This window comes from Pseudoalteromonas sp. 2CM28B (genome assembly GCF_023161935.1).
On record NZ_JALNTH010000017.1, the window covers coordinates 17,093 to 29,261 of the forward strand.

A 12,169-nucleotide genomic window follows, 5' to 3' on the forward strand; every position below is an offset into this window, starting at 1 on the left:
AAATTAAGCGTCTGCTGTAGCCTGCTCAGCTTGCGCTGTGCGTTGCTGCATGTACTGTGCAAATAATGCGTCAAAGTTAACTGGCGCAAGATTAAGTTGTGGGAACGTACCACGATTTACTAAGTTAGATACCGCTTCACGTGCATATGGGAATAACACGTTAGGGCAAAATGCACCTAGCATGTGCGCTAATTGCATTTCTTCAACGTCAGCGATCGTAAAGATACCTGCTTGTTGAATTTCACATAAAAACGCAGTTTCTTCACCGATAGATGCCGTTACAGTTAGCGCAAGCACTACTTCGTAAACACCTTCATCAAGCTTGTTAGAGCGCGTATCTAAATCTAATTTTACTTCTGGAGCCCACTCCTTTTGAAAAATAGCTGGCGAATTTGGCGTTTCAAACGACACATCTTTAGTGTAAATACGTTGAATAGTAAACTGTGCACCTGCATCAGCCTCTGCTGCTGCGTTTTGATTTTGTTCGTTCATTGTTATTCCTAACCTGTTATTTATTATAATTAATTAAATTAAGCACTGAGCTTAGCATCAAGGTGACCTTGCGCTTCTAGTGCCATCATGTCGTCACAGCCACCGATGTGTTCATCGTTGATAAAAATTTGTGGAACCGTGCTTGCGCCACCGGCTTTGGCGATCATTTCATCGCGAAGCTCTGGCTGAACGCCAATATCAATATTTGTGTATTTTACACCTTTGCTGTCTAACAGCGCTAATGCGCGATGGCAAAAAGGACAATATCCTTTGGTGTATAAAACAACGTTACTCATAATTAATCCTTAATCGGTTTAGCTAAGAGATATTAGCGACCGCTTGTTGTTGGCAGACTTGCTGATTGCCACGCACCCATACCGCCAGATAAAACATAAACCTGTTCATAGCCTGCTTTATGCATTGCGGTTGCAACACCTGAAGCAGTCATGCCTGCAGCACATACCACTATTATGGGTTTGCTCTTATACTTTTCAAGGGTTGAGAAATCAGATTCTTTAGCTTTTTCTGGGTTTAAGTGCACAGCACCGGCAATATGGCCGGTTTTAAACTCTTTTTGCCCACGCATATCAACAACCTGGCCGTCTTCGCGGTTAATAAGTAACGTTAACTGCTGAGGATTGATTTGACGAATTGCTGAAAATTTACTTTTTATTGCGCCACTAATAATAAGAAACGCAATCGCAACCCAAGCCAGGCTTAAAATTGGATGGTTTGAGACAAATTCAATATATTGATCCATTCGACTTCCACTATAAAGTTACATACTAAAACGGATGTTTTAGATATTTTAAATTCTTACCAATTGCACTTGCACAATGAGCAGTCACTCATCAGCAAATCAATAGAGCGCTGTTAGGCTACTCTGAATTTTAACCTACAATATAGGCTTAACTTACCCCACAACCCTATTCAATACTTGAATAAAATAGAGATTAGCCGCGCAAGTATACCCAAATCAGCTAAAAATGCGAGTTTAAGCACGCTTGAAAGCCACAATGCCCTGCTCTTTTTAACTGAAAAATAACCTAGCCCTTTAAAGTTTTTAATTTAGCCAATCCTAATTGAAAATTTTTAATATCTTCTTTTCATTGCTGATCCTAGCTATAAAACGCGGTATGCTAAGACTTGGCATGTTGGCATTAATGTTAGCGTGTATTTTAGCAACGCTAGGGTCTGTTGATCTTTCAAGGTTAAATTTGCAGCAGTCTGTTTGGTATTTAGGTAAGGCAGAGCCTATGTGGTGTGGTTATTCCCCATAAATAGGCGATAACGCAGCATCAATGCCAAACAGGTGCTGCCCGAAGGGTTCTGCCTAGGGGCGATTTACTCTTTGTTGCCTACATGGATGTAGGTAAGGGGCGTGAGCAGGACGCGGAAGCTTTGCTCGGTTTTTACTTAGCCCACTAGGTTACAAACCTCGCGCCGCGATTAAACCGCCCCTAGTTTGAACAAATTTTAATCCGCAAAGGTCAACAGACCCTAATAGGAGTGACTATGACAGAGCATAAAAAACCACTGGTATTAATGATTTTAGATGGCTGGGGATACAGAGAAGATGAGCAAAGCAATGCTATTTTAGCTGCTAACACCCCTGTATTAGATGAGCTTTGGGCCACACGTCCTCATACATTAATTTCAGCATCGGGTTTAGATGTCGGTCTTCCTGATGGCCAAATGGGTAATTCTGAGGTGGGCCATGTTAATTTAGGCGCAGGCCGTATTGTGTATCAAGATTTTACCCGTATCACCAAAGCCATTGATGATGGCGAATTTGATACGACCCCTGCACTTGTTGAAAACATTGATAAAGCCGTTCATGCCAACAAAGCTGTACACATTATGGGACTGTTAAGTCCAGGTGGCGTGCATAGCCACGAAGATCATATTGTTGCCAGCATACAACTAGCTGCAAAACGCGGCGCTAAAGAGGTGTACTTTCATGCCTTTTTAGATGGACGCGATACACCACCGCGTAGTGCTAAAGCGTCTATTGAGCGTATTGAAGCCTTATTTAGCGAACTTAAATGTGGCCGTTTAGCCTCACTAATTGGCCGTTACTATGCCATGGACAGAGACAACCGCTGGAACCGTGTTGAAAAAGCCTATAATTTAATCACCTTAGGTGAAAGCGATTTTGATTATGAAGAAGGCGTAAGTGCACTAAATGCCGCTTATGAGCGCGATGAAAATGACGAATTTGTAGCAGCCAGCACGATCACTCCTAAAGGCAGCGAACCTGTAAAAGTAAATGATGGCGACACCATTATATTTGCAAACTTTAGAGCAGACCGCGCACGCGAAATAACCCGCGCCTTTGTAGAACCAGGCTTTGACGGCTTTAATAAGAAAAAATCGCCTGAGCTTAGCGGCTTTGTAATGATGACTGAATACGCAGCCGATATAGATGCGCCTGTTGCTTTTGGCCCCACGCCGCTTAATAACGTACTTGGCGAATGGTTTGAAAAACAAGGTAAAACTCAACTGCGTATTTCTGAAACTGAAAAATATGCTCATGTTACCTTTTTCTTCAGTGGTGGACGAGAAGATGAGTTTGACGGCGAAACCCGTGAACTTATCCCATCACCTCAGGTTGCAACTTATGATTTGCAGCCAGAAATGAACTCAAAAATGCTTACCGATAAGCTAGTAGAAGCAATAAAAAGTGGAAAATACGATGCCATTATTTGTAACTACCCTAATGGCGACATGGTCGGTCATTCAGGTGTATTTGAGGCTGCAGTTAAAGCCTGTGAGGCAGTAGATAACTGTATTGGCCGTGTAGTGGATGCATTGAAAGAGTATGGCGGCGAAGCACTTATTACCGCCGATCATGGCAATGCAGAGCAAATGGCAAACCTTAAAACAGGCCAAGCGCACACAGCACATACCAGTGAGCCCGTGCCGTTTATTTATGTAGGTCGCGATGCACAAGCTTATTCAGGCAAAGCCTTGAGCGATGTTGCCCCAACCATGCTGCATTTAATGGGGTTAGAGCAACCTGCAGAAATGACAGGGTCGCCAATTATGGTGTTGAAATAACCTATGAAAAAAAGCGCATACCGCGTCATTGCGTGTATCTGTGTACTGCATTCATTAGTCACTGGCGTTGCCGTGGCTAATGAAGATCGTACTAAAAAAGACCTATCCCAAGTTCAAGTGGCTTTAGAGCAAAGCCAAGCTGAATATCAACAACAGCAAAAAGAAATAGCTAAACAGCAGCAAAAGCTAAAAGCACATGAACTCGCTATAGCGAAAAACGCTAAAGCACTCAATATGGCTGAGCAATCAGTTAAAAAAACACAACAACAGCAAGCAGAGCAACAACAACGCGCGATAAAGCTTGAAAAACAACAAGCCCAATTTCAGCGTGTGTTAGCAGCACAGTTAAAAAGTGCTTATATGGCAGGTAGTGATGACTATTCAAAAATGCTGCTTAACCAAGAAAATACCGCTAAATTTGAACGTACGCTTAGCTATTACAACTACTTAAATAAAGCCCGCATAAAGCAGCTTGATGAACTTAAAGCGCTGCAGGTAGAAATTGCGAAAAATCAAGCTGAGCTTGAAAAAACAAAAGAAAAGCTAGTTGCTTTATTTGATGAACAAAAAAGGCGACAAGCAGCGCTTCTTGACGCTAAAAATGAGCGCCAAGCCAGCCTAAAAAATCTAAAAAAGCAGTTAAATAAAACAAAAAATTCAATTAGTTACTTAGAAGAGAACGAACAAACGCTGATAGCAACTATTAAAGAACTTGAAGAAGAAAAAACCACAAAAATTGAGCTATTGGGCCTAAATAAAAATAAAGGAAGATTAAGCTGGCCGAGTAAAGGCAAACTAACGCACAAGTTTGGCCAACGTAAGCACGGCGGAATTAACTGGAAAGGCGTGTTAATTTCTGCTGCAGAGGGCACTTCAATAAATAGCATTCATAACGGTCAGGTGGTATTTGCAGATTGGTTAAAAGGTTACGGCTGGGTGATTGTTGTGGACCACGGAGAAGGCTTTATGAGCTTATACGGGCATGCACAAACCTTGCTAAAAGACGTGGGTGATATGGTCAGAGAAGGTGAAAGTGTTGCATTAGTTGGGCAAAGCGGTGGACAAGCTGATTCTGGTCTATACTTTGAAATACGTCATAAAGGGCGTGCTGTTAATCCCATAAAATGGTGCAGGCGTATTTAGTATCAAAATAACTGCATCCTAGTAGAGGCAGTTATGATAAACACACACATTTGCCAAAAAAAAGTATCGCAAACAAAACCAATGTTTTGGTTTTGTTTGCAGTTATTTTTTTTACTGGCACTTTTTGGCTTTATAAATAATGCTCATGCCAGTTCGGTCAAAGATTTAGAAAGCCAAAAAATAAATGAAATACTGTTTAATATTCATACCTACTACGTTGATGATTTGGCACTGCATAACAGTGAATACATTGAATACAACACCTCTCAATTTGAACGTTTATACTCTAAGCTCGATCCCTACTCTAAATATTTAGATAAAAATGAGCTAAATGCGTTATTTGATAATACCAATGGTCGCTATACTGGCTTAGGCATTGAGGTCAAAAATATTGAGCAGCGCACCACGATTGTTAAAATAATTAATAATTCGCCTGCTAAACAAGTCGGTCTGCGAGCTGGCGATATTATTACTGCCGTTAATCAGCACCATGTAGAAAACAGTCCGATTGACTTAGTCGCGCAGCAAATTAAAGACAGCCCCAACAATAAAGTACAACTAAGTATTATCCGAAATAACAATCTAACACCGCTCATATTTAACCTCAGCAGAAAACAAATAAAACTGGCCAGTGTAACTAAGCAACTACTTGATGCTGGTAGCGGTTATATTGCTATAAATACCTTTTCAAACCACACCTTGCATGAAGTTGCCTTACAAATAGCCGCTATGCAAAACAATTACGGCCACGCATTAAAAGGCCTGATTATTGATTTACGAGACAACCCTGGTGGGACTTTAAAAAGCGCGGTTGCTGTGGCAGATCTCTTTTTACAAGATGGTCTAATCGTAACAACCAAAGGACGTTTTTATGATTCTAATCAGTCGTTTTACGCTAAGCGCGGCGATATTTTAAAAGGCGCACCTATTGTTGTCCTGATTAATGAAAACTCAGCCTCAGCAGCAGAAATACTGGCTGCAGCACTAAAAGAAAATATGCGTGCAAAAATAGTGGGGAGTCAGTCGTTTGGCAAAGGATCGGTACAATCACTCATTCCATTAGGCGATGGTGATACCGCCTTAAAACTAACCACCGCACGCTACTTTACGCCATCAGGTGAATCGATTGAAGGTATTGGCGTAACTCCAAATGTGGCGATTAATCAAACAACACTTCCACAAACAAATAAAGCCGTTATAATAAAAAATGAACAATCAGAACAAAACTCCGTTTTTAACGCTGAAGAATTAGCCGATATCCAGTTAGTAAAAGCAAAACAGCTACTTAGCATGCAATAAAAACGGTAAACTATTTAAAGATAATAAAAATTATAAAACGTGAAAATTATAAATTTAATGGTGTTAGCTGGGCTTTTTTTTGCCTTATTTGCAACAACGAGTGCTGTTAAAGCCAAGCAAATAGCCATAGTGATCGATGATATAGGTTATCATCAACGTGATTTAGAATTCCTGAGTTTACCTGGGCAGTTGTCCTATTCAATATTGCCCCACACCCCCTATTCTCAAATATTTGCAACCCTTGCTAGTCAGTCAAATAAAGAGCTCCTGTTGCATGTTCCTATGCAGGCTTTAAATGGTAAAAAACTCGGGCCAGGTGCGCTCACTTTAAATATGGATAAAGCAAAACTTCAACAAACGCTCGGGAATGCGCTGGCGAGTTTACCGCAAGTTAAAGGAGTTAATAACCATATGGGCTCTGCGCTGACTCAACAAAGCCAAGCAATGAAATGGACCATGGAAGTACTCAAAAAACGCCAGCTATATTTTCTTGATAGCCGTACAACTGAATTAAGCCAAGCTCAGAATGCAGCCAACTTTTTGGGAGTGGAAAACATTAGCCGACATGTATTTTTAGACAATATAACGACCACAGAGCAACTACAATTAAGATTAGAAGAGCTAAAATCAAAAGCAACTAAGTATCAGTTTGCCATTGCAATAGCGCATCCCTACCCCGAAACCATCGATTTTTTACGCCACGCTTTGCCGCAATTAAGTGAGCAAGGATTTGAACTGGTGCCAGTATCGCAACTGGTCGAACGTAAATATGTACAAATAGCTCAGCAACAAGCTATTTCATTAAACTGATGGGGTAAGTAAACATCCTACCCCGTCAGTTAATTTAACTCACTTAAGCGCATTATATTTATAAAATAAACGTCGCTACTTTGGCATTTAAATCTGTAGCTCTGTCTTTTAATACTTCAGCTTGGCTTAAATGCGCAGTGGCTGAGGTAGTAATTTCATCGGTTACATCTTTAATGGCGACCGTATTTCGAGTAATTTCATTGGTCACTTGCGTTTGCTCTTCTGCTGCAACCGCTATTTGACCCGCCATATCAGAAATTTCATTCACTGCTAAGGTGATTTCCTCTAGTGCATGAGCTGCTGCATTAACATCATCCACACTATTGTTAGCATACCCCTTGCTGCTGCCCATCAAGCTCACTGCTTTTTTGGTCGTATTTTGTAAGGTTTCTATGGTGGTGTAAATTTCTGCTGTGGAGTTTTGCGTTCTTCTTGATAGAACACGCACCTCATCGGCAACCACTGCAAAGCCACGCCCTTGTTCACCAGCACGGGCAGCCTCTATTGCGGCATTGAGTGCTAAGAGATTTGTTTGCTCAGCAATTTCTTGAATTGTGGTCAAAATACTCGATATAGCCTGAGCATGTAAGCTTAGTTCGCCAATGACGGTGGTTGTTTGGTCTATTTCACCCGCAAGTGAGTTAATCGTGTTTCTGGTTTTATCAACTAACAGTTTACCTTCACGACTACTTTGCGCTGACTGCTGTGATGCCGTCGCGGTATTTTCGGCATTAGCAGCAATCTCATGTGTTGCACTTGCCATCTCTGTAACCGCAGTGGCAACCATCGCTACTTCTTGTTGCTGACGCTGCAACTCACTGACACTGTTTTGATTGGTGATTAAGCTTTTCTCTGCATCAAAATCTAAATCAGTAGCTAACTGGCGAATATGGCTTATAAGCTCATGCTGGCTGCTTACAAAGCGATTAAAACTATCAGCCAGTACCCCAACTTCATCTTGTGTATCAACACTAATACGCTGGGTCAAATCACCGTTACCATCAGCAATTGTTGATAACGCTTGAGATACTCTGCTTAACGGCGCAAGCAACACACTTAATAACCATGAAATAGCCAACACGCTCAATAAAAGTACCACACTGACTAATACGAGTTGAGTTACTAATAAACTAATTAACGGTGCCTCTAAGGTTTCTTTATCCAGTACAAATAGCAACTGCCAATCGGTATTATTTATATTTTCACCCCAAACAAGCTTCTCTCGGCCTTCATCTTTAAAATAAAGGGGAGTAAATTCACCGTTTTGACTATTAGATAAAATGAATTGGTGATTTATTTTCGAGTCAATATGCGTAATATCTGCCATTACTTTTTTAGTGTCTTTATAGGCAATCACAGTGCCATCTTGATGCATCATGATGGCATACCCATTTGCCGGTAAAGACATAGTATTAACATCATTAACTAAAGACTCAATCGATAAATCACCCGCTACCACACCACTTTGTGTGGTTTTAGCAATAGAAACAACCAACTGATTAAACGCAGTATCTAAATAAGGCTTGGTAATTACGGTGCCATTTTTCAACTGTGCTTGTTTATACCATGGACGAGTGCGCGGGTCGTAGCCGGTTCGATCAATACTTGGATCAGAGTCAGTCATTTTCCCGATACTATCTCCAAAGTAAGTTAATTGAAAACCACCCGACACTTGGGCTTGCTGTAATGCGCTGAGCGTATTGCCCTCAACCTTACTCGCAACTGACTCTATGATCTGCTGACGACTAGCTAGCCAATCTTCAATACTCGCAGCTTGCTGCTTACCAGACTGACTTACATTATCAATACTGCTTTTTAACAGTAACGCTTTTTGAGAGGTGTAGCTATTCCACGATAGCAATACAATAATAACGGCTAGGGCAAGAACCACCGATAGCAAGATCTTTTTCTTTAGTGAATATGAGTTCATATTGAGTGTAAATACTCGCGTTAAATGAAATTGAAAGGCAATAAGCACAGTAATTAACAGTTTAATTTAGGCTACGGTTTGAACGACAAGTCGCTCAGGTGCGCGAATATTTTCATATACCCAAATTAAAAACAAACTAAAATCATGTATTTAAATTAAAACCAAACTTATTCATTAACTTTAACTAGGGTATATTTAATTAAAAGATATACAGATGTGACTAGAGGTAAGCAAAATAAGAAAGACGATACTTTTTGTTAACCTCTTTTTTTAACTAAAAAAAAGCCCCGCATTTTCATGCAGGGCTTTATAACTTTATAAGTGCGATTAACTCATCGCGCTTTGTAATTTTTTCATTGCTGTTTTTTCCAGCTGGCGAACACGCTCTGCTGATACGCTGTATTTTTCAGCCAACTCTTGCAGTGTTGCTTTATCATCTGACAACCAGCGTGCGCTAACGATATCTTGAGAACGCTCATCGAGGGTTTTCAAAGCGCTAAATAATCGCGTATGCGACTGCTCTTGCCATTGTTGCTGCTCAATATCATCGGCTAAGTCAGCAGTACCATCCGTTAAGTATTGCACTGGTGAGTAAGTACTGGTTGGCGCATCGTCGTTATCGTCGCCTGTTAAGTCAAAGCCCATGTCTTGGCCGCTCATACGCGACTCCATTTCACGCACTTCTTTTTCACTCACACCTAGCTCGCTCGCTACTGTGCTAACTTCAGCTTGATTAAACCAGCCTAAACGTTTTTTGTTTTTACGAAGATTAAAAAACAGTTTACGTTGCGCTTTGGTTGTCGCAACTTTTACGATACGCCAGTTTTTAAGCACAAACTCATGAATTTCGGCTTTGATCCAATGAACCGCAAATGAAACCAAACGTACACCCACTGATGGGTCAAAACGTTTTACTGCCTTCATCAGTCCAATGTTACCCTCTTGAATTAAATCAGCTTGTGGTAACCCGTAACCCGAGTAGCTTTTAGCTATGTGCGCTACAAAGCGCAAATGCGACATAATGAGTTGCTTTGCAGCACTAAGATCGCCTTCTTCCTGAAGTTTTTTTGCAAGTTCCTGCTCTTGCTCAACTTTAAGCATAGGAATAGTACTAACAGCTTGAAGATAGCCATCCATACTTGCGCTTTGTTGCCCAACTGTAAGTGCCATTGCGTATAAATCTTTACTCATTTTTCACCTCGGTGATAAACATTTGAAACCATTTTAGCACTCTTTTAGTAAGAGTGCTAACTTGAATTTAAAACTTTTTTGAATCATAAATCAAGTGGTTTTTTTAGTATTAAGTCAGTCTACACTAGGCGACTGAATAACCTATGAATTAGTTTAGGGTCTGTTGACCTTTCAAGGTTAAATTTACAGCAGTCTGTTTGGTATTTAGGCAAGGCAGAGCCTATGTGGTGTGGTTATTCCCCATAAATAGGTGATAACGCAGCATCAATGCCAAACAGGCGCTGCCCAAAGGGTTCTGCCTAGGGGCGATTTACTCTTTGTTGCTCGGTTTTTACTTAGCCCACTAGGTTACAAACCTCGCGCCGCGATTAAACCGCCCCTAATTTGAACAAATTTTAATCCGCAAAGGTCAACAGACCCTAGCCAAAGCAAAGATTAATCTTTTTGCTTTGGGTGTTTATAATTTTAAACTTAAAACATGACAGTTTTAAGAATTATATTAGGGCCCTAAACCTTATCGGGTTCTATTTCTGAGATGTAACGGTTAACCGATAAGTAAGAACCAATAAAGCCTAAGCTAGTGGCCAACAATACCAACGCGCCAAATTCATTAAGGCTAAGCCCTATTAGCGTAAAGCTGGTTTGATATACCCCTGCAACACTGCTTACAGCAGCAGATAGCCACCACATCATTAATGCTACGCAAATAAAAGCAAACAATCCGCCAATCACGCCATACCAAATGCCAGTCCATAAAAAGGGGGCATGAATAAAGGTATTAGTTGCCCCTACGAGCTTCATTACCTGTATTTCTTCTTTTTTATCCATAATAGATAAACGAATTGTGTTGCCTATAATAAGCGTCACTGAGGTAAGTAATAATAGCGCAATCGTAATTACACTTTCTTTTAGTAAACTGAGTAATGCATTTAAACGTTCAAGCCAAGCAATATCAAGCTTACCAAAATCAACTTCGCGTTCACCTTCAAGTTTTTTAAGCAATAGCTTAGCCGCATTAGGTTGGCTATGTCGCTGGGTTGGTGTAACTAAAACCACATTCGGTAATGGGTTACTATCTAGGTATTCTAAAGCCTGACCAAACCCAGACATTTCTTTAAATTCATCCAAAGCCTCAGTGCGAGAAATAAAAGTCACACGTTGTATTTCAGGATATAGCGCTAAGCGTTTAACTAGAGTTTGCGTTTCTTGCTCGCTCATATCCTCTTTTACAAACAAGGATATTTCGCTGGCTTGCTCAAAACCACTACTCACTTGCTGCACATTTTTAACCACTAAATATAACGTTGCGGGCAACGTTAAACTCAAACCCAGAACAGCAATGGTCATCATAGAGGCTAATGGCGTGCGCCACATTTCCCCAAGACTGTACACACCTTGGCGAAAAATATTAATAATGAAAAAGTAACCGCCAGAGAATACGGATTTTTTTTGTTTATCATTACTATTTTGACGGCTTTTGAACAGTAAACTCATAATACACCCTCAGCCAGTGGATCTTGGCTCATCCGCCCATCATGAAGCGTTAAACTACGATACTTCATTCGTGATACTAACCCCAAGTCATGGGTGGCAATTAAAACCGTGGTGCCATGCTTATTAAAGTCTTCGAACAGGCGTAATATTTCCATTGATAACTCAGGATCAAGGTTACCGGTAGGTTCATCAGCTAATAGTATAGGAGGAGAATTAACAATGGCTCGTGCAATCCCTACACGTTGCTGCTCACCGCCAGAGAGTGTGGAGGGATGACAGCGTACTTTATCTAACAAGCCCACTTTATCGAGCGCGCCATGCACACGCTTGGCAATTTGCTTGTGGTGAGTCCCTTCAATAATTAAGGGCAAAGCAACGTTATCGAATACCGTGTATCGTTCTAATAGACGATGATTTTGAAAAATAATACCAATGTCGCGGCGTGCATACGGAATTTGTCGTGAATTTAACTTATTTAAATCCACGCCATTGATAAACACATTGCCCGCAGAAGGACGTTCCATCAAGCTAATAAGCTTTAAAAGTGTACTTTTACCGGCACCACTGTGGCCCGTTAAAAAAGCCAGTTCGCCTGGTTTTATATGAAAACTCACTTTTTCAAGCGCGCGATGCCCACCGGCATAGGTTTTACTTACTTGCTGAAAATTTATCATTTTTTATTATGCCAACCTCATTAAACGCCCTAACGCAATTGGTATTCCTTGCAATTAAAAAGGGAGCAGGCTCCCT

Annotated in this window: 11 protein-coding genes; 4 read left to right on the forward strand and 7 right to left on the reverse strand. The window is 40.8% G+C overall.

Annotated elements, in window-relative coordinates; genetic code table 11:
- Positions 1–3: 3 nt before the first annotated feature.
- The 3 genes from secB to MTN96_RS20165 are packed head-to-tail and all read right to left on the reverse strand — an operon-like array spanning position 4 to position 1,252.
- Positions 4–492 carry a protein-export chaperone SecB gene (secB, locus tag MTN96_RS20155; RefSeq protein WP_013465945.1) on the reverse strand — a complete coding sequence of 163 codons (489 nt, stop codon included), beginning with the start codon at positions 490–492 and terminating at the stop codon, positions 4–6.
- A 38-nt stretch (positions 493–530) separates the two neighbouring features.
- Positions 531–788 (reverse strand): glutaredoxin 3, encoded by a 258-nt coding sequence (grxC, locus tag MTN96_RS20160; RefSeq protein WP_016899746.1) that lies wholly within the window; start codon positions 786–788, stop codon positions 531–533.
- Positions 789–820: 32 nt separating this feature from the next.
- On the reverse strand, positions 821–1,252 hold the full coding sequence (locus tag MTN96_RS20165) for a rhodanese-like domain-containing protein (RefSeq protein WP_013465947.1): 432 nt from the start codon (positions 1,250–1,252) through the stop codon (positions 821–823).
- Between the two features lie 755 nt (positions 1,253–2,007).
- Here MTN96_RS20165 and gpmM point away from each other — a divergent pair.
- The 4 genes from gpmM to MTN96_RS20185 are packed head-to-tail and all read left to right on the forward strand — an operon-like array spanning position 2,008 to position 6,804.
- Entirely contained in the window at positions 2,008–3,552 is a 1,545-nt protein-coding gene (gene gpmM / locus MTN96_RS20170; RefSeq protein ID WP_248532618.1) for a 2,3-bisphosphoglycerate-independent phosphoglycerate mutase, read from the forward strand.
- Between the two features lie 3 nt (positions 3,553–3,555).
- Positions 3,556–4,695 carry a murein hydrolase activator EnvC gene (locus MTN96_RS20175; protein ID WP_248532619.1) on the forward strand — a complete coding sequence of 380 codons (1,140 nt, stop codon included), beginning with the start codon at positions 3,556–3,558 and terminating at the stop codon, positions 4,693–4,695.
- 33 nt (positions 4,696–4,728) lie between these two features.
- Positions 4,729–5,994 carry a S41 family peptidase gene (locus MTN96_RS20180; protein ID WP_248532620.1) on the forward strand — a complete coding sequence of 422 codons (1,266 nt, stop codon included), beginning with the start codon at positions 4,729–4,731 and terminating at the stop codon, positions 5,992–5,994.
- A gap of 57 nt (positions 5,995–6,051) precedes the next feature.
- Entirely contained in the window at positions 6,052–6,804 is a 753-nt protein-coding gene (locus tag MTN96_RS20185; protein ID WP_248532651.1) for a divergent polysaccharide deacetylase family protein, read from the forward strand.
- Between the two features lie 58 nt (positions 6,805–6,862).
- On the opposite strand, the gene MTN96_RS20190 is transcribed toward MTN96_RS20185, so the two are convergent.
- The 4 genes from MTN96_RS20190 to ftsE all read right to left on the reverse strand — a co-directional run bounded on the left by MTN96_RS20190 (position 6,863) and on the right by ftsE (position 12,093).
- Positions 6,863–8,734, reverse strand: coding sequence for a methyl-accepting chemotaxis protein (locus tag MTN96_RS20190; protein WP_248532621.1), 1,872 nt, complete (start codon positions 8,732–8,734; stop codon positions 6,863–6,865).
- A gap of 327 nt (positions 8,735–9,061) precedes the next feature.
- Positions 9,062–9,925 (reverse strand): RNA polymerase sigma factor RpoH, encoded by an 864-nt coding sequence (gene rpoH / locus MTN96_RS20195; RefSeq protein ID WP_016899742.1) that lies wholly within the window; start codon positions 9,923–9,925, stop codon positions 9,062–9,064.
- Positions 9,926–10,432: 507 nt separating this feature from the next.
- Complete coding sequence (gene ftsX, locus MTN96_RS20200; RefSeq protein WP_036980252.1) at positions 10,433–11,419, reverse strand: permease-like cell division protein FtsX; 987 nt, start codon at positions 11,417–11,419, stop codon at positions 10,433–10,435.
- Positions 11,416–12,093: a cell division ATP-binding protein FtsE gene (gene ftsE, locus MTN96_RS20205; RefSeq protein ID WP_013465956.1), complete on the reverse strand. Its 678-nt coding sequence runs from the start codon at positions 12,091–12,093 to the stop codon at positions 11,416–11,418. The genes ftsX and ftsE overlap by 4 nt, the downstream gene beginning before the upstream one ends.
- Between the last annotated feature and the right edge of the window lie 76 nt (positions 12,094–12,169).